At 65.1% G+C, this 18,078-nt stretch carries 13 protein-coding genes; 5 read left to right on the forward strand and 8 right to left on the reverse strand.

Features of this window, described 5'->3' with window-relative positions; translation table 11 throughout:
• Nucleotides 1-23 precede the first annotated feature (23 nt).
• Nucleotides 24-938, forward strand: a complete 915-nt coding sequence (locus DOM67_RS11235) for a nuclease-related domain-containing protein (protein WP_110675866.1) — start codon at nucleotides 24-26, stop codon at nucleotides 936-938.
• 26 nt (nucleotides 939-964) lie between these two features.
• Nucleotides 965-1,936 (forward strand): sugar kinase, encoded by a 972-nt coding sequence (locus DOM67_RS11240; RefSeq protein ID WP_110675868.1) that lies wholly within the window; start codon nucleotides 965-967, stop codon nucleotides 1,934-1,936.
• A 27-nt stretch (nucleotides 1,937-1,963) separates the two neighbouring features.
• On the opposite strand, the gene DOM67_RS11245 is transcribed toward DOM67_RS11240, so the two are convergent.
• Together DOM67_RS11245 and DOM67_RS11250 are read right to left on the reverse strand one after the other, a co-directional pair.
• On the reverse strand, nucleotides 1,964-2,476 hold the full coding sequence (locus DOM67_RS11245) for a hypothetical protein (protein ID WP_110675869.1): 513 nt from the start codon (nucleotides 2,474-2,476) through the stop codon (nucleotides 1,964-1,966).
• Nucleotides 2,469-4,100, reverse strand: coding sequence for a sodium:solute symporter (locus DOM67_RS11250; protein ID WP_110675871.1), 1,632 nt, complete (start codon nucleotides 4,098-4,100; stop codon nucleotides 2,469-2,471). The genes DOM67_RS11245 and DOM67_RS11250 overlap by 8 nt, the downstream gene beginning before the upstream one ends.
• A gap of 311 nt (nucleotides 4,101-4,411) precedes the next feature.
• On the opposite strand from DOM67_RS11250, the gene DOM67_RS11255 reads away from it, so the two are divergent.
• Nucleotides 4,412-5,263 carry a hypothetical protein gene (locus tag DOM67_RS11255; protein WP_110675873.1) on the forward strand — a complete coding sequence of 284 codons (852 nt, stop codon included), beginning with the start codon at nucleotides 4,412-4,414 and terminating at the stop codon, nucleotides 5,261-5,263.
• Between the two features lie 104 nt (nucleotides 5,264-5,367).
• On the opposite strand, the gene DOM67_RS11260 is transcribed toward DOM67_RS11255, so the two are convergent.
• The gene (locus tag DOM67_RS11260) at nucleotides 5,368-6,246 is read right to left on the reverse strand and encodes a LysR family transcriptional regulator (protein ID WP_232825226.1); all 879 of its coding nucleotides are present in this window, start codon (nucleotides 6,244-6,246) and stop codon (nucleotides 5,368-5,370) included.
• A 170-nt stretch (nucleotides 6,247-6,416) separates the two neighbouring features.
• Between DOM67_RS11260 and DOM67_RS11265 the strand changes: the two genes are divergently transcribed.
• Nucleotides 6,417-7,604, forward strand: a complete 1,188-nt coding sequence (locus DOM67_RS11265) for an MFS transporter (RefSeq protein ID WP_110675877.1) — start codon at nucleotides 6,417-6,419, stop codon at nucleotides 7,602-7,604.
• Nucleotides 7,605-7,670: 66 nt separating this feature from the next.
• On the opposite strand, the gene betT is transcribed toward DOM67_RS11265, so the two are convergent.
• From betT to DOM67_RS11290, 5 genes are all read right to left on the reverse strand, one after another.
• Nucleotides 7,671-9,734, reverse strand: a complete 2,064-nt coding sequence (gene betT / locus DOM67_RS11270) for a choline BCCT transporter BetT (protein WP_110675879.1) — start codon at nucleotides 9,732-9,734, stop codon at nucleotides 7,671-7,673.
• Between the two features lie 283 nt (nucleotides 9,735-10,017).
• Nucleotides 10,018-12,072 (reverse strand): choline transporter, encoded by a 2,055-nt coding sequence (locus DOM67_RS11275; RefSeq protein ID WP_110675881.1) that lies wholly within the window; start codon nucleotides 12,070-12,072, stop codon nucleotides 10,018-10,020.
• A gap of 323 nt (nucleotides 12,073-12,395) precedes the next feature.
• Nucleotides 12,396-14,351 (reverse strand): tripartite tricarboxylate transporter permease, encoded by a 1,956-nt coding sequence (locus DOM67_RS11280; protein ID WP_110675883.1) that lies wholly within the window; start codon nucleotides 14,349-14,351, stop codon nucleotides 12,396-12,398.
• Nucleotides 14,352-14,390: 39 nt separating this feature from the next.
• Nucleotides 14,391-15,506: a tripartite tricarboxylate transporter substrate-binding protein gene (locus DOM67_RS11285; protein WP_110675885.1), complete on the reverse strand. Its 1,116-nt coding sequence runs from the start codon at nucleotides 15,504-15,506 to the stop codon at nucleotides 14,391-14,393.
• A 257-nt stretch (nucleotides 15,507-15,763) separates the two neighbouring features.
• Nucleotides 15,764-16,852, reverse strand: a complete 1,089-nt coding sequence (locus DOM67_RS11290; RefSeq protein WP_110675887.1) for a 4-oxalomesaconate tautomerase — start codon at nucleotides 16,850-16,852, stop codon at nucleotides 15,764-15,766.
• 210 nt (nucleotides 16,853-17,062) lie between these two features.
• Between DOM67_RS11290 and DOM67_RS11295 the strand changes: the two genes are divergently transcribed.
• Nucleotides 17,063-17,989, forward strand: coding sequence for a LysR family transcriptional regulator (locus DOM67_RS11295; protein WP_110675889.1), 927 nt, complete (start codon nucleotides 17,063-17,065; stop codon nucleotides 17,987-17,989).
• Nucleotides 17,990-18,078: the final 89 nt, after the last annotated feature.

Here is an 18,078-nt window from a genome sequence, read left to right on the forward strand (position 1 = left end):
CGCCGCCGCAAGGACATCTGCCCATGGCCTGGTTGGAGTACCTGCTACCGCTGATCTTTCTCGCCCCGCTGGGGGCGGCCGCACTGGTGGCGATCACCCTGCGGGATCTGCAGAACGTCGGCCTGCGCTCGCCCCATGACGGCAAGCCGATCCGCGAAATCGCCCAACTGCACCGCGATCGCCTCGAGCGTGCGCGGGTGGCGTTCTTTCTCGATGCCGCGCTGGCACCGACCCTGACCCTGATGCCGCTGGTCTACGGCATGGGGCGCATGCTGTTCGCCGACGAGCAGAGCTGGCTCGAGTGGTCGCTCTACGGCGTCTTCAGCACCCTGCTGGCGATGCTGTTCGGCTTCCTGATCCTGCGCGACGTGCAGCGGGTGCGCCGGCTCACCCGCAGCCTGGCCTCGGAACTGGCCATCGGTCAGGCGCTGGATCATCTGATCCGCCCGGTGGCGAAGCCCTTCTTCGTCTTCCACGACTTCCCCGCCGACAGCTACAGCATTGATAACGTACTGGTCACGCCCCAGGGCGTGTTCGTGATTCAGACCATGGCGCGGGACTTCCCCCTCGATCTGGAGGGCCATCCCAACCAGGTCGTGGCGGTGGAGTCAGAGCGACTGCGCTTCCCCGATGGCAGCCAGCGCAGCATGCTGCGCAAGGTGCGCATGGCCACGGTATGGCTGCGCCAGTGGCTGACCCGTCATACCCAGTTGAACGTGCCGGTGAAGGGCGTGCTGGTGCTGCCTGGCTGGACCATCGACGACGAGACCCAGCACCTGGGCGGCGATCGCGAGGTGCAGGTGATCGACGGCGCCGATCTCGCCGCCCAGTTGGGTATCGACGGCGATGAAAAGATCGACGACGAGCAGCGCCAGCGCCTGGTGGAGTCGCTCGACCGACGCCAACAACAATGTCAACGCAAGGCGGCCGCACGCTGACGGCAGCCCGTTACTCAGGAGATGTCATGCCCGCTGCATCCGCTTTCGATGTTCTCACCTTCGGCGAAGCCATGGCGATGTTCGTGGCCGACGAGGCCGGGCCGCTGGATACGGTCGGCCGCTTCCACCGGCGCACCGCCGGGGCCGACACCAATGTCGCCATCGGCCTGGCCCGGCTGGGCTTCGACGTGCGCTGGCTCTCCCGGGTCGGGCGCGACCACAACGGCACTTTCCTGCGCCGGGCACTGGAAGCCGAGGGCCTCGACTGCCGCCATCTGATCGAGGACCCGGCGCACGCCACCGGGCTGCTGTTCAAGGCACGCGCCGAGGGTGGCGCCGACCCCCACGTGGAGTATGTCCGCCGCGGCAGCGCCGCCAGCCATCTGTGCCTCGACGACTGCCGCGAGGTAGCGCTGGAGACCGCTCGCCATCTGCACGCCACCGGCATTCCCCCGGCGCTCTCCGCCACCACCCGCGAGCTCTCGTTCGAGCTGCTCACCCGCGCCCGCGCCGCGGGGCTGTCGATCTCCTTCGATCCCAACCTGCGCCCCAGCCTGTGGTCCAGTGAGGCGGAGATGAAGCAGACGCTCAACGCGCTGGCGGCCAAGGCCGACATCGTGATGCCCGGGCTCGCCGAGGGACGGCTGCTCACCGGGCGTGACAGCGCCCATGACGTCGCCGGGGTCTATCTCGACAGCGGTGCCCAGGCGGTGGTGATCAAGCTCGGCCCCGAGGGCAGCTACTTCCGCACTCGCGAGCATGAAGGCAGCGTCGCCGGCACCCCGGTGACCCAGGTCGTGGATACCGTAGGGGCGGGAGACGGTTTCGCCGTGGGCATCGTCAGCGCCCGTCTGGATGGGCTCGACTGGCCCGCCGCCCTGCACCGCGCCAATCTGATCGGCGCGCGTCAGGTGCAGGTGATCGGCGACATGGAGGGGCTACCCCGGCGCGATGAACTCGCCGCCATGGAACGCAGCGGCGAGGCGATGCCCGGCTGACACGCTCGAGATGGGGCAATCAGGCGCTCAAGCCCGCGCGCCAGCCCGAAGCGCGGCCAGTACCGCGGGCTTGAACGCGCCGAGGGCTTCGCCGGAGACCCCGCTCAGCACGATCAGCCGCGTCTGGCGCCCCTCGTGGTAGCCCAGCCATAGCGGCAACCAGAGCCGCTGCAGCGTGGCAGGCTGCACGCGCAGCGGCCACAGCCGCGGTTTGGCCAGCCGCTCCCACAGCCACCAGCGCGCAAATGCCTCGGGCGAAGGGCAGGCATCACCCACGGCGTCGCCCCCCAGCATGAGTGCCGAGCGGACCTGGGCCTCGCCGTCCAGGGTGTCGTGCGCCAGGGCACCGGGCCACAGCAGCGCTCGCGACAGGCCGCGGCGCCCCAGCAGCCAGGCATCCGGCGTCTGCGCCTGCCGCGCGGTCAGCGCCACCGCCCACAGCGCCAGCCAGGCCGGCTCGAAGCGCGCGGCTGCGTAGCGCCGCAGCCGCTGGCTCGCCGCCGTGCTATCGATCCGCCGGCGCAGACAGCGCTCATCCATGGGCATGGGCCCAGAGCTGCAGCCCGCCCAGCGCCAGCAGCGAGATCACGAACCAGGCCAGCAGGCCGAGACAGCGGGTACGTGTCACGCGGGCATCGCGCCCCAGCGGCGTGGCCGCGGCACTGCGCCGACGCAAAAGCGCCTGCATGTCCGGGGCGGTCTCCTCCAGGGTCACGTCGGCGAGCTGCTCACGCCCGGGGGCCGGTGCGCTGAGGCTGACGCCATAGCCAACCGCCAGCGACACGCCGAGCCCCACCGCATTCTGATAGAGCCAGGAGATACCCAGATGCGAGGCGGCCCACACCGCCGCCATCCCCATGAGCATGCCCGCCACCGCGCCGCGGCCATTGCTGCGCCGGCTCAGCACTGCCAGCAGGAAGACACCGAGCAGGGCGCCGTAGAACCATGAACCGATTCGATTGACCGCCTCGATCACCGGGCCGAGATTGCCGGCGAAGAACGCGAACAGAGTGGCGTAGAGTCCCCAGAACACGGTGGCCCAGCGCGACGCCTTGAGATAGTGGCGTTCGTCGGCGTCGGGCCTGACGAAGCGGGCATAGAAGTCGCGTACGCTCACCGCCGAGAGCGAGTTGAGCGCCGAATCCAGGCTCGACATGGCGGCGGCGAAGACCCCGGCGATCACCAGCCCTGTGATACCGACCGGAAACGCCTCGACCACATAGCGCGGGAACAGCTCGTTGAGATTCTCCGGCGGGGTCAGCCCATGCTGCTGGTAGTAGGCGGCGAGCATCACCCCGATGAACAGGAACAGCAGCATCTGCGGCACCAGCAGATAGCCGCCGATCAGCAGCGAACGCTGCCCCTCGGCGATGCTCGGACTGGTCAGCACGCGCTGGATCTGACTCTGATCGGTGCCGAAGTAGGCCACGTGCATGACCACGCCACCGATCAGCCCCGCCCATAGCGAATAGGTCACGGTAGGATCGAGCGACAGGTCGATGGTATCGAACATGCCGTGGGCGGCGCCGTAGGCGAATACGTCGCTCCAGCCGCCGGGCAGGCTCGAGACCATCAGCAGCATGCTCAGAATGGCACCGAGCCAGAGCACGAACATCTGGATCACGTCGGTCCAGATCACTGCGCTGATGCCGCCCAGCACGGTGTAGCCGACCGCGATCACCGCCATCAGTACGATGGTCAGATCGACGCTCCAGCCGGTCACCACGGAGAGCACCAGCGCCGGCGCGTAGAGCACCACGCCGGTGGCCAGACCGCGGGCGATCAGGAACAGCAGCGCCGCCAGTGATCGAGTCAGCGGCCCGAAGCGCCGCTCGAGCAGCTCGTAGATGCTGTAGATACCGGCGCGGTGGAAGATCGGCACCAGCACCACGATCAGCACCGCCATCGCCAGCGGTACGTTGATGAAGGTCACCAGACGCTGCAGACCACCCTCGAAACCCCAACCCGGTGCACCGATGAAGGTGATCGCACTCGCCTGGGTCGCCATCACCGAGAGGCCGATGGCCCAGCCGGGAATCTTGCGCCCACCGAGAAAGTAGTCCTGCGTCGTCGCCTGAGACTTGCCGAAGCGAGCCCCGACCCAGGCGATGCCCAGTACGTAGACGACCAGCACGATGCTGTCCCAGACAGTGAAAGCCCCCATGAGCCAATCCTCGCGTTGTTTTTATACGTCGATGTTGTCCGTCGAGTGGTGAGGTGTTTTTGCAGCGCCTTGTCTTGATGACTTCAGCCTAGCATGTCGTCAGGAAGTGATCGCGACGCCGCGTCTCGATAGCCTCGCAGGTGACAGGAAAGCCCCGAACGGCGCGGCCTGGGACAACGCGTTGTGGAGCATGCGGTCCTGCTCATCGAGGCCACCAACAAACTCTCTCGCCCCTCTTGCCAAGCGCAAAAAAGCCGCGGATGATGCGCTCCCCTGACCTGCTGGCGCGCCTGTCCTCGACGAGGTTTCCGATGCGTTTGATCACTTTCGATGTCTCCCGCACCCTCGGCATGCCGAACGTTCGCTATATCAAGCCCGAACGCATGTTCGATCACCTGGATGAGATCACGGCCGCCGACTGGCTACTGTTTCCCAGCTACTGGCAGGTGAACGTGCTGCTGCATGCCCTGCACAAGCGCATCTTCCCCTCGCCCGCGACCTACTATCTGGGACACGACAAGGTGGAGCAGACCCGCGCCATGCGCGCAGCCTTTCCGCAGCATATTCCGCCCACCGCGATCCAGGCCAACACCGCCCACGGCATCGACGCCGTGGAGGCGGAAATCGGCTATCCGATGATTCTCAAGGAGATTCGCAGCGCCCGCGGCAATGGCGTGCACCTGGCCGAGCGGCGCAGCGAGCTCGAGCGCTTCGCCGCGGAGAATCCGGTGCTCTACGCCCAGCCCAGGCTACCGATCGATCGCGATCTGCGTATCGTGCTGGTGGGGGATCGCATTCTCGCCAGCTACTGGCGAGTGACGCCGCTGGGCGGCTATCGCGCCAACGTCGCCCAGGGCGGCCGGATCGACCACGAGGAGATCCCCGAGGCGGCGGTAGCGCTGGTGAAACGGGTCGCCGCGACCTTCCAGATCGACCATGGCGGCTTCGACGTCGCCATGCTCGGCGAGACGCCTGTGCTGTTCGAGTTCAACCGCCTGTTCGGCACCCAGGGCATCGCCGACGCCGGCCGCGTGACCGCAGAGGCGATGCTGGATTGGCTGGGTCGCCGCGAACTCGGCCTGACCGACAAGGTGCCCGATGCGGCAGACCTGCCGACGGCCTGGGAACCGCCGACGGAGACGACCTGCGACACGCGCCCCTGAACCGTTCAGGGGCCCGCCCCTCAGGGCGGCTCAGGGATGTCGGGTATGGGGCAAACGACGCTTTTTCGATAAAGGTCTACGGAGGGCCCCGGGAGACGTCGAACTCAAAACGCCAGGCGATCGAACCAGTCGACGATAAAGTCTGTCAGCACCCTCAAACGGTTCGGCACATAGTGCATGTGGGGACGCACGATCGAGATCGACGTATCGCAGGTCGCGTCGCGGTACGCCTCGAGTACCGGCAGTAGCACGTTATCTTCGATATCCTGCTTCACCAGAAACAGGGGCAGCCAGGCAATACCGTGCCCTTGCCGGCAAGCCGCATGCAGAGTTTCCAGCGAATTGCAGGAAAAACCGGCGCCAAGCTGAACCCTTTGGCCGCTTGCCGAGGCCAGCCCCCACTGATTGAAACTGCCGGCCAGGTTCAGACGAAGGCAGGCGTGGTTGTGCATGTCTTCAGGGCGTTGCGGGGTACCCCGTGCGGCGAGATAAACCGGGCTCGCACAGGCCATCCGCCGGTTGGTTGCCAGCTTGCGGGCGACGAGACGCGAGTCTTGCAAGTTGGCGCTGCGGATCGCGAGGTCCATCCCCTCCTGGACGATATCCACGACGGTATCCGTCAGTGTCAGATCGACCTGCACCTCTGGGTAGCGCTGCATGAACGCGAAAAGGGCCGGCACGACATGCATACGGCCGAGCGCATTCGATGCCGTCACGCGGATCCGCCCGCGAACCGTGCCTGCGCCTTCGGCCACTTCCGTTTCCACTGCCGTCAGGCGAGCGAGTATGTCGCGCGTTTCGGCGGCATACAGCTCGCCAGCATTCGTCAATCGAAGATGACGCGTCGAACGGATGAGAAGCTGTACGCCGAGCCTGTCTTCTAGAGCCGTTATGCGCTTGCTGACGGCTGAATGTGTCAGGCCGAGATTGGCTGCAGCACCAGAAAAACTCCCGGCACTCAGGACAGCGTGAAATATGGCCATATCGGCTTCATAGCGCATATGTTCCAAATTAGAACAGACAATGTGCCGACTCAAGGGGTTATCGGGAGAAATCAGGACTCATAGGATCAAATGGTGCCTGCCAATGGCGCTCGGGGCGTCGGTATCCCTCTCGCGGGCCAATCGCGCATCAGCAAACAAGGAATGGCTCTATGTCCGCTCGTCTCCTGCAAACCCAGATACCCTCTGACGCCAATCTATTCGGCATTTTCCGGGCCTTCGGCTTTATCTTGACCGGTGTTCTCGCGTTTGGCCTCGCAACCGGGGGGCTCTTCCCGCTCATCGGACTCAAACTGCAGGATCAGGGCGCCAGTGATCTTATCATCGGGTTGATCACGTCCGTTTTCTTTGCCGGGACCTTTGCCGGTTCCCTGTTGACCGAGCGGATCATTGCTCGCATACGCCACATTCGGACCTTTTCATTCCTGGCAGCGACGGCAGGCATCAGCACTATGGCACTGGCCCTGTCGGACGACCCCAAGGTGTGGATACTCATGCGTTTCATCACCGGGTTTTGTCTGGGCGGTTACTATGTAGTCATTGAGAGCTGGATCAACTACGCCTCGACGAACCAGACCCGTGCGCGTGGCATGTCGATCTACGAAGCGGTACGCATGCTGGGTATCGCGATCAGCCCGTTCGTCCTGGGACTGGGCCTCAATGGTCAACCTTACCTCTTGGCTGGATTGCTATTTACGCTAGCGATCATCCCGTTGGTGTTCTGTCCCCTGGAAGAACCCGTGCAAAACGAACCAGGGACACTGCCCTTTGGGCGCCTGCTCTCGCTCGTACCGCTTGGCATGCTGGCCGCGTTCGTCTCTGGCTCAGTCAATGCGGCGTTCTACGGCATGGCCGGGGTGTATGGGGACAGAGCAGGCCTCGACACCTCGGAGATCGCGATCTTTATTGGTTCCATGCTGATCGCCCCCACTTTCGCCCACCCCATCATGGGGGCGGCAGCGGATCGTTTTGGGCGGTTGCCCGTGCTCTTCGTCGCATCGGCAAGCTCGGCGTTGGCGGCGGTCGTGATCGCCACGATGGCGTCAGGATTCTGGGATCTGGTGATATTCAGCTTTCTGCTGGGCGGGTTCAGCCATCCGGTCTATTCGCTAGGAGTCGCTTATGTGAACGATAGACTCGATCCCGGCGATTTCGTGCGAGCCGGTGGCGCACTGCTCATCGCCTTCTGCCTGGGCACCACCTTTGGCCCGACGGCTGCGGCGGCAACCATGGCCCTGACGGGCGACTCGGGCCTCTATCTCTTTATCGCGGGCATTCTCACCCTCGTTGCCTTAAGCGTCGCGATGAGTGCGGGAGCCAGCCGCCCTGTCAAACAGTAACCGTGTTTCCAACCCTGAAAAAACCCCGACCAGTTGGCCGGGGTCGGTATGGCGAGATGCGTGAACTCAGCTCGGCGGCTGCTCCGGGCTGTCAGGCATGTTGATGCTGCCCGGCTCCTCGCGGTTGAGATGCAGGAACTGCAGATGGCGCTCGTACTGGTCGAGGATATCGTCGATCACCTGCTCACGGGTGTAGCCGGCCAGGTCGTAACCCTGGCTGCCTTCGAGCAGATAGACCTCGAGCCGGTAGTAGCGGCTGCTGCTGCGCGGCGTGCGCATGGCGAACGAGGGGGTGGCGAACGGATGCGTCCAGATCTGATAGGTGAAGTTCTGCTCGCTGCCGAGGTCGACGTAGAGCGACAGATAGTCGTCGTCGTTCTGCGTGCCCTCGCTGATCTGCACCTTCACGCCCTGGCCTTCGAGCTCGTCGCGTACTGCCTCCATCGCCGGACGTCCGGTCTGCTCGAGGAACTGACACGCCTCGTCTCGGGTGGGGAAGGACATCGCCCGCTTGAGCCGCTTGCGCCAGTCGTAGCCTGCACCGCGGCCGCCAGTGGACATGCGCCCGGAGAGCGACCCCGAGAGGCTGAGCCGGTGGCTATCCTCCTTGAACGCCTCCACCTTCAGCGCCCGGTAGAGCCCGGCCATCATGAAGAAGAGCACGACCGAGAACGGCAACCCGGTAATCACCACCGCACTCTGCAGCGTGCTCAGCCCCCCGGCGAGCAGCAGCGACAGGGTCAGTACACCGATCACCGCCGACCACAGGATACGCATCCAGATCGGGGCATCGCTGTTGACGTCCTTGAGGATCGAGGTGAAGTTCGACAGCACCAGGGCGCCCGAGTCCCCCGAGGTGACGAAGAACACGATCGCCAGCACGCTCACCGCGATGGTGGTGAACACCGGCCACGGGTAAGCCTGCAGGAACAGGTAGATGCCCGCCGGCGGGTTGTTCATCACCTGCTGGCCGAAGTCGTGAGCGCCGTTCATCGCCATGTCCAGCGCGCTGTTACCCAGAATCGACATCCAGATCATCATGAAGGCGATCGGCAGGGTCAGGGTGCCGGCGACGAAGGTGCGGATGGTACGCCCACGCGAGATACGCGCCAGGAACAGCCCCACGAACGGACCCCAGGCGATCCACCAGGCCCAGAAGAAGATCGTCCAGGCGTTGAGCCACTCGGTCGGGCGGTCGAAGGCGTAGGTATTGAACGACAGCGAGACGAAGTCGGAGAGATAGTCGCCGACGTTCATCACCAGCGCATTGAGCAGGAAGATGGTCTTGCCGGCGAAGAGCACGAACAGCAGCAGCGCGACCGCCAGCAGAATGTTGAACTCCGACAGCCGCCGGATGCCCTTCTCCACCCCGGTGATCGCGGAGATGGTGGCGAACAGCACGATCATCAGCACCAGAACGGTCTGGGTCCAGACGCTCTCGGTGATGCCGAACATGAAGTCCAGGCCGTAGTTGAGCTGGATCACGCCGATCCCCAGGCTGGCGGCGATCCCGAACACCGTGCCCAGTACCGCGGCGATATCCACCGCATGGCCGATCGGGCCATAGATCTTCTTGCCGAAGATCGGATAGAGCGCGCTCGAGATGGTCAGCGGCAGGTTGTGGCGGTAGCTGAAGAACGCCAGCGACATCCCCACCAGGGTATAGATGCCCCAGCCCGAGATGCCCCAGTGCAGAAAGGTCAGCTCCATGGCGTGGCGCGCTGCCATCACCTGGTCGCTGGGCACCTGCGGCGACTGGTAGAACTGGGTCAGCGGCTCGGCCAGGGCGAAGAAGATCACCCCGATACCGATGCCGGCGGAGAACAGCATCGCCGACCACGAGAAGATGTTGAAGTCAGGCCTGGCATGCTCGGGCCCGAGGCGGATCTTGCCGAAGCGCGAGACGCCCAGGAAGATCACGAAAGCGAGATAGATGACGACGGTCAGGAAGTAGTACCAACCGAAGGTGTTGGAGATCCATCCCAGCAGCGCATTGATGATCTCATTGGCCTGCTGGGTAGCGACCATCGCCCAGATCGAGAAGGCGACGATGCCGATCACCGAGCCGTAGAACACGACAGGATTGAGTCGGTCCCTGGCTGGTGCGTTATTATCGTTTTGTGTGTGCATACGGTGTCCATCCGGTGTCGAAATGACGTCCGACCCATCGCGCCCAGCGTGTTTCATGGGCGACGACGAGCCATCGAACGCAGCACGCTGCTCCCGCTGTCCCTCGCGGGCCGCTGCGATCTTGCCTTGAGTTAAGTCGACTCGGGGCATACCGGCCAGGGCGACTTTCAACGCCCGCCCTCCCCGCGGTCAACGCAACCCGGCGCTACACGGCGAGCCGCCGTGTGAGGCGCCCAGAGACAACGGCCACCACCCTTTGCCTAAAGGTGGCGGCCGTGTCGGTTCAAGCCGGAGGCTGCTCGGGGCTGTCGGGCATGGTCACGCTGCCCGGCGCCTCGCGGCTCATGTGCAGGAAGTGGAGATGGCGCTCGTACTGGTCGAGAATATCCTCGATCACCTGCTCCTGGGTGTAGCCCATCAGGTCGTAACCCTGACTCCCCTCCAGCAGGTAGACCTCCAGGCGGTAGTAGCGGGCTTGGCCCTGCGGCGCGCGCCGCGCGAACGACGGCGTGGCGAACTGGCGCGTCCAGACCTGGTAGGTGAAGTTCTGCTCGTCCCCCAGGGAGACATTCAGCGCCAGGTGCGGATCTTCACCCTTGACCTCCAGCAGCTCGACGCCGACGCCCTGCTGGCGCAGCCCCTCGCTGACCGCTTCCATCGCCGGATGTACGGTCTCGTCGAGGAAGCGGCGCGCCTGCTTGGCCCCGGGGAAGCTCATCGCCCGCCCCAGACGCTGGTGCAAGCTACGCGGATTGCGCCCGCCCGCCTGGGTGCGCCCGGAGAGATGCCCGGAGAGGCTGGCGCGCAGACTGTCCTCCTTGTAGCCCTCGACGCGCAGCGCCTTGAGCAGACCGGCCATCATGAAGAACAGCACGATCGAGAACGGCAGCCCGGTGATCACCACCGCGCTCTGCAGCGCCGAGAGCCCGCCGGCCATCAGCAGTGCCAGGGTCAGCACGCCGATCACCGCCGCCCACAGGATACGCATCCAGATCGGTGCGTCGCTGTTGACGTCCTTGAGCCGCGAGGTGAAGTTCGACAGCACCAGCGCGCCCGAGTCCCCGGAGGTGACGAAGAACACGATCGCCAGAATGGTGGTGACGATGGTGGTCAGCCCGGTCCATGGCAGCGACTCGAGGAACAGATAGATCGACGAGGCCGGTGTGTTCATCGCCGTATCGCCGAAAGCGCTGGCGCCATTCATCACCATGTCGATGGCGCTGTTACCCATGATCGACATCCACGCCATCATGAACGCCAGCGGCAGGATCAGCGTACCGGCGACGAACTCACGGATGGTGCGCCCGCGCGAGATACGCGCCAGGAACAGCCCCACGAACGGGCCCCAGGCGATCCACCAGGCCCAGAAGAACAGTGTCCACGCATTGAGCCAGTCGGTCGGCGGCGCGAAGGCGTAGGTGTTCATCGACAGATCGATGAAATGGGAGAAGTAGTCGCCGACGTTGAGCACCAGCGCATTGAGCAGAAACAGCGTCTTGCCGCTGAACAGCACGAACAGCAGCAGTGCCAGCGCCAGCAGCATGTTGAACTCGGAGAGCCGCCGGATGCCCTTCTCCACCCCGGTCGCCGCCGAGACCGTGGCGAAGAATACGATCATGACCACCAGCGCGGCCTGCACCAGCGTATTCTCCGGCACGTTGAACATGTAGTTGAGGCCGAAGTTGAGCTGGATCACGCCGATCCCCAGGCTGGTGGCGATCCCGAACACCGTGCCCAGCACCGCGGCGATATCCACGCTATGCCCGATGGGGCCGTCGATGCGCTTGCCGAAGATCGGATAGAGCGCACTGCGGATGGTCAGCGGCAGATTGTGGCGATAACTGAAGAACGCCAGCGACATGCCCACCAGCGTGTAGATCCCCCAACCGGAGAGTCCCCAGTGCAGGAAGGTGATCTCCATGGCGTGGCGCGCCGCCTGCACCGTGCCCGCCTCGCCGTCGGGTGGCGCCAGGAATTGGGTCACCGGCTCGGCAATGCAGAAGAAAAGCAGATCGATACCGATACCGGCGGAGAACAGCATGGCGGCCCAGGAGACCATGTTGAAGTCGGGCTTGGCGTGCTCCGGCCCTAGCTTGATCTTGCCGAAGCGCGATACCCCGATCACGATCACGAAGACCAGATAGATCACCACGGCCAGAAAGTAGTACCAACCGAAGCTCTCGGAGATCCACCCCAGGATGGCGTTGATCACCCCCCCGGCCGATTCGGTGAAGAGCATGGTCCAGAGCGCGAACAGTACGATCCCGATGGCCGAGCCGTAGAACACTACCGGATTGAGGCGGTCGCGGCTGGCGTCGTCGGTGTGTTGTGGATGCATGAGCGATCCTCGTCGTTGTAGGAGTACAGCGGCAGTCGAGCGTATCCACGACCTATGTCAGACAGTCGTTGGCGAGGCACAGGAGCGCGCGGCGTGGATCGACGATGACTACCAGGTAGACGTCACATGTTTTTATTGATTGACCGTTCAATTAAAATACGGCGTTATGCTGCGACTTTCAACCGCACCCCCGCTGCACTGCCTGCCGCCCGAGCACACCGGCTCCCACCACGCTGGACACCAACCATGGCGGGGCCTGAGGTCAAAAAAAGGCGCCTCCCCGCTCGGGGAGGCGCCTTGGATCACCGCTGTGGCGCGAGCGCTCAGAGACCGATCAGCGCATCCAGCCAGCCGCTGGGGTAGTGCAGGTTGAGCAACGCCTGCATCCCGAGCAGGAAGGCGGCGATACCGGCAGCGATCGCCAGCGCCGTCGACCAGCGCGCCTTGGCCACACCGCGCAGGAACGCAAAGGCCATCAGCGTCGCGGCACTGACGAAGCCGAGCAGCGACGCCGCCACCACCAGCCCCAGGAGCCCTACCAACCACAGTAGCGGCTCGCCCAGCGGCTGCGCCTCCCAGCGCGCGCCGCGGCGCCACGCTTCCAGGGCGCTCAGCGCCGCCCCCGCGGCCATGATCGTGATCGCCAGGCGCGGGAAGATACCGCCGAGGAAGGAGAGCCCGCTGATGTCGTACCAGGACGCCGCGGCCAGCAGCAGAAGCCCCACCACCAGCAGCGTGTCGACGCGCCCGAAGGTAGGCACCGCAGGCGGTTGCTGGGGCGAACTGACGTCGGCGCCCACCGCCAGCGGTTGGCGCCGACGCAGGAGCCGCTTGAACAGCGGCAGCAGCAGCGCCAGTGCGATCATGCCCAGGATGATCAGCACGCCGGGACGCAGGAACGCCGACATGCCCTGGAACTGCACGCTCTGATAGAAGTAGGTCTCTGCCCCCGGTGCCAGCACGAAACCGATCAGGAACGCCGGTCGCGACCAGCCGGCACGCTTGAACAGCACCCCGACAGCGCCCACCGCCAGCAGCGTGTACCAGTCGCCCAGCGAGCGCGTGGCCTGATAGGCGGCGAACAGGATCAGCGTGGTGATGACCGGCGCCAGCAGCACGAACGGAATTCGCGTCAGTTGCGCCACCGGACGTGCCAGCACCAGGCACAGCGCCGCCCCCAGGATATTGGCCAGCGCCAGCGACCAGATGATGGTGTAGGTCAGGTCGAGATGGGTGGAGATCATGCTCACACCCGGCTCCAGGCCGAGCAGCAGCAGGCCACCGAGGAAGATCGCCGCGGTCCCCGACCCCGGCACGCCGAACAGCAGCGTGGGCACCATCGCCCCGCAGGCACAGGCGTTGTTGGCCGACTCCGGCGCGATCACGCCGCGGATATCGCCCTGGCCGAAGTGCTTCTCGCCCTTCGCCGTCCGTGAGGCGAAAGCGTAGGTCAGCCAGTCGACCACCGAGCCCGCCAGCCCCGGGATGGTACCGATGATGCTACCCATACCGGCGCACTTGGCCACCAGCCCGCGGTTGTCGACCACGTCGCGGATCCCCTGGCGCCAGCCATGCCCCAGCGACGTGCGCTCGCGGGCAATGCTGCCGCGCTGGATCAGCAGGTCGATGATCTCCGGCAGGGCAAAGATCGCCAGGCCCACCACGATCAGCGGCACGCCGTCGTAGAGATAGCCCACATCCAGATTGAGTCGGAACTCACCCGTCGCCGGCGCGGTGCCGATCGCTCCGAGCAGCAGCCCCAGACCACACGCCGCCATGCCCTTGAACTGGCTCTCGCCGGAGAGCACCGCGACCATCGCCAGGCCCAGCAGCGTGAGCACGAACAGCTCCGCCGACGAGAACGCCAGCACCAGCGGCCGGGCGACCAGAATGAAGCCGGTCAGCACCACCGCCCCGATCACGCCACCGCACAGCGATGAGAGAAAGGCACTGGCCAGGGCCCGTGCCGCCTGCCCTTTCTTGGCCAGCGGAAATCCATCCATCACCGTGGCCTGGGAGGCGCTCGAACCGGGTATCCCCAGCAGCACCGAGGTAAAGGTATCGCCGGTGGGGATCACCGCCACCATGCCCATCAGCATACCCAGTGCCAGGCCCGGCGACATGCCGTAGAGAAACGGCAGCAGCAGTGCCATGCCGGCGATACCGCCCAGGCCGGGGATGATCCCGACCAGCAGCCCCACCAGCACGCCGAACCCCATGTAGAGCAGATGGGCGCCGCTGAACACCTCGCCCAGGCTCGTCATCAACGCATCGATCATCGTTCTGTCTCCTTGGCCGGCGTCGGCGCCGGCCCTTGATCAGCGCGTGGCAACGCGTACGCCGTAGCGCGACTTGAGCCAGTCGATCACCCACTGGCGGCGCGCGTCGCTGAGCTGCATGGCGGATTCCAGCTGCTTGGCCGCGACCTCGCCCACCACCGGCGTGTAGGGGCCGACCTGATTGCGTGCTGCGGTCAGAAAGTCCTCGCGCTTGGGCAGTGTCGCCGCGGCCTGGCGATAGGCTTTGATCAGCGCCGGCGGGGTGTCCTTGGGCACCAGCAGCAGCTTCTGCAGGGCATAGCCGGAGGCGAAGAACTTGTGGAACACCTGATAGGCGGTGTCATCGCGGCTATGGCCGGGCTGCGCCAGGTAGAGTTCGGAGAAGGTGGGCAGATCGGGGAAAGCGGGATCACGCTCGATGACGTTGTCGGCGTTCATCACCCCGAGCGAGAACAGCGGCACTGCCTTGCCCGCCTCGACCAGCGGGGCGACATTGCTGAAGTAGGCCGAAGTGGTCTGGAAGTCGACCCCCGCCTCGCCGCGCTCAAACGCCAGCCGGCCTTCGCCCCGGCTGCGCATGCCGAAGACCGGCTCCACTTTCAGTCCCAGCAGGTCGAAAGCCAGCAGTACCGGCATCTCCAGTCCGGTGGGGGTCTGCATGGCAAACTTGGTCGGCGACTCGCGCAGCGCGGCGAGAATCGTATCCGTATCCTTGCCGTAGCCCGGCTGGGCGTAGACCACGCCGCCGGTGGGGGCAGCGATGATCGGCGTCCACTTGGCGTAGTCGTAACGTACCCGCGGGTCGTCGAGCATGGCCGGGAACTGGGTCGAAGCCGAGGTCACCAGCATCTGCGAGCCGTCGTCGTCGGCACGGGCGTAGAACAGGTTGGTCCCGGTGATGGAGCCGCCGCCGGGCACGTTGTCGATCACGATGGTGGGATGCGAAGGCAGCGCCTCACCCATCCAGTGCGACATGAAACGTGCCCAGACGTCGGTACCGCCACCGACCCCGAAGGGAACGGTCCACTCGAGCGTATCGGGCACCGTCGCGGACTCCGCGGCCTGCGCCCCCAGCGGCAGCAGCGCCGCGGCCAGCGCGAGGACGCAGCGGCGGCCGACGCGGGGGAAAAAAGTCTGTGTGCGCTTGGCGTGCATGGCACTTCTCCTGGTTACTGTTGTTGCTGTTATGGCTGTTATGGCTGTTATGTCGTCATACCGTCGGCTAGGTTTTGATCTGAAAAGCGAAGACCCGACCAGGCGAAAATTGGCGAAAGAGCGATGTTTACGGGGTGCCAATGAGCATGTGACTCGCTCCGCTCGCCCTTCGGACGTTCTGAACGTTGTTCAGTGAGCCGATTGTTAACGCCCTATGGTCAAGCGCGGTCCTTTTCAGGCATGGCCTGGCGCCATGTTCAGCCGACCGCCTCATCGGCCTCGCTGGATACCCTCTCAGGCACGTAGACGCTGCCGCTGAAGAGCCGCCGCGCGGTGCGGATCAGCGAACAGCTCGGCCACGCCTGCCCCGTCGGCCAGCGCGAGATCACACCGAGCCGGCCACTGGGGTGCTCGAACTCGAGCAAGCCGTCCGCGTCCGGCGCGCCGGCGAGCTCCCCGACCAGGCCACGGCCATCGGCGCAGGCCACCGCCAGCCCAACCGCGCCGGTGATCGCCAGCGCCCGATGGCAGCGCTGTGGCATGAAATAGCGCACGCACAGGGTGCCGCCGGCCGTTGGTGCGCTGATCAATACCGGTTTGGGAATCACGCGCTCGCGCACGTCACCCAGGCCCATGGCAGCGCCGGCCTTGAGACGAATCGACTCCAGCCGCGCCAGCAGCTCGTGGTCGCCATCCAGCGCCTGGGGCGTTTCGTCGCCGCGCTTGCCGAGATCGGCGGCGCGTATCAGCACCATCGGCATGGCGGCATCGATACAGCTCACCTCGAGCCCGTCGATCGTCTCCACCGGCTTACCCGTGGGGTAGAGCTTGCCGGTCTTGGCCCCCACCACGTTGCGGAACTCCAGCAGCACCGGCGCGGCACTGCCGGGCACGCCGTCGATCCGGGTATCGCCGACGTAGGTCACCTGCCCACCCGGCGTGCAGATCTCGGCATCGATCAAGCTGCCGGTATTGAGATTGCGGATGGTCAGCCGGGTGACGTCCCCCGTCGCGGCGACCAGGCCCTGCTCGATGGCGAAGGGCCCCACGGCGCTGAGCATGTTGCCGCAGTTGGGAGAGGTATCCACCCGGCGCTGCTCGACCATCACCTGAACGAAGAGATAGTCGACGTCGACCCCAGGCTCGGCGGAGGGAGTGACGATGGCGACCTTGCTGGTCTGCGGATAACCGCCACCGATGCCGTCGACTTCGAGTTCGTTGCCCGACCCCATCAGGGTCAGCAGTAGCTCATCGCGTTGCGCGGGATCGCTGGGCAGATCGCGTCCCAGAAAGACCGGCCCCTTGGAGGTGCCGCCGCGCATCAGGACGCAGGGTATGGCTCGCATGACGTGTTTCCTTTCCCGTGACGGCCGTCGTGGCCGACAAGTGACGGGGAAGCTCGCATGCTTGAAATCGCCATTCCAATGCCATTATCGTGGACATTAATGCATATTGCGCATCAATTAAAAAAATCTATATAACCGTTTGATAAATAATGGAAAAATACTGGCACCGGGCGCTGAAAGCGATCCTGGTGACAGCGAGGCATTCGACTAATGAACTATGAGATTCAGCAGATCCAGGCCTTCCTCAAGGTCGCCGAGCTGGAGAGCTTCCAGGCCGCCGCCGAGGCGCTCAACCTGTCGCAGCCGGCGCTGAGCCGACGCATCCAGAAGCTCGAGGCGATACTCGGCACCCCGCTGCTGGCGCGCACCACGCGCAAGGTGAGCCTGACCACCGTGGGCCGCGACTTCTTCCCCCAGGCCAAGCGTCTGCTCGATGAGTTCGACCACGCCCTGTTCAACATTCGCGCCCTGGCGGAGAACCGCATCGGCCAGATCACCCTCGCCTGCATTCCCACCGCGGCGTTCTACTTCCTGCCCGCGGTGATCCGCGAGTACAACGCCCGCTACCCCAACATCCGCATTCGCCTGCTCGATCTCAGCGCCAATGACGGTCTCGGTGCCGTGCTCAGCGGCGAGGCCGAGTTCGGCATCAACATGCTCAGCGGGCACCACCCGGACATTCGCTTCACGCCACTGGTGGTCGAGCCGTTCGTGCTGGTGTGCCGCCACGACCACCCGCTCGCCGCCCAAGCGCAGGTGACCTGGAGCGAGCTGAGCGAGCACAAGCTGATCGGCGTGGGCCGGATGAGCGGCAACCGGATGCTGCTCGACCACGAGCTGTCGTCGCTGACCCAGCGCCCGACCTGGTTCTACGAGGTCCAGCATCTGTCGACCTCGCTGGGGATGGTGGAAGCAGGCCTCGGCGTGGCCGCGGTGCCGCGGCTCTCGATGCCGGACGACGAGCACCCGCTGCTGGTGCAGCGCCCGCTGGTCGAACCACTGGTCAAACGCACGCTGGGGATGGTGCGCCGCCGCGACAGCGCGCTATCACCGGCCGCGGAGCGCTTCGTCGAGACGCTGCTGCGGCACTGGGATCGCGGCGAAGGGGGCGAAAACGGTGGGCCGATACATCTCTAGGCGTTCGGTGAGGCAACAGCATTATCGCGGCGACAAGTTTCATGTCATTCATTGGGCACAAATGCGCCTTTTCGGCGGATATCTCACGC

The organism is Salinicola sp. RZ23, from assembly GCF_003206675.1.
In the GTDB taxonomy this organism is placed as follows: Bacteria; Pseudomonadota; Gammaproteobacteria; order Pseudomonadales; family Halomonadaceae; genus Salinicola; species Salinicola endophyticus.

Coding starts and splice junctions, on each gene's coding strand:
- DOM67_RS11260 (WP_232825226.1), bottom strand. CDS start 6,246: ATGGCCATATTTCACGCTGTCCTGAGTGCCGGGAGTTTTTCTGGTGCT.
- DOM67_RS11280 (WP_110675883.1), bottom strand. CDS start 14,351: ATGATCGATGCGTTGATGACGAGCCTGGGCGAGGTGTTCAGCGGCGCC.
- DOM67_RS11245 (WP_110675869.1), bottom strand. CDS start 2,476: ATGGATGAGCGCTGTCTGCGCCGGCGGATCGATAGCACGGCGGCGAGC.
- betT (WP_110675879.1), bottom strand. CDS start 9,734: ATGCACACACAAAACGATAATAACGCACCAGCCAGGGACCGACTCAAT.
- DOM67_RS11250 (WP_110675871.1), bottom strand. CDS start 4,100: ATGGGGGCTTTCACTGTCTGGGACAGCATCGTGCTGGTCGTCTACGTA.
- DOM67_RS11285 (WP_110675885.1), bottom strand. CDS start 15,506: ATGCACGCCAAGCGCACACAGACTTTTTTCCCCCGCGTCGGCCGCCGC.
- DOM67_RS11290 (WP_110675887.1), bottom strand. CDS start 16,852: ATGCGAGCCATACCCTGCGTCCTGATGCGCGGCGGCACCTCCAAGGGG.
- DOM67_RS11240 (WP_110675868.1), top strand. CDS start 965: ATGCCCGCTGCATCCGCTTTCGATGTTCTCACCTTCGGCGAAGCCATG.
- DOM67_RS11265 (WP_110675877.1), top strand. CDS start 6,417: ATGTCCGCTCGTCTCCTGCAAACCCAGATACCCTCTGACGCCAATCTA.
- DOM67_RS11275 (WP_110675881.1), bottom strand. CDS start 12,072: ATGCATCCACAACACACCGACGACGCCAGCCGCGACCGCCTCAATCCG.
- DOM67_RS11295 (WP_110675889.1), top strand. CDS start 17,063: ATGAACTATGAGATTCAGCAGATCCAGGCCTTCCTCAAGGTCGCCGAG.
- DOM67_RS11235 (WP_110675866.1), top strand. CDS start 24: ATGGCCTGGTTGGAGTACCTGCTACCGCTGATCTTTCTCGCCCCGCTG.
- DOM67_RS11255 (WP_110675873.1), top strand. CDS start 4,412: ATGCGTTTGATCACTTTCGATGTCTCCCGCACCCTCGGCATGCCGAAC.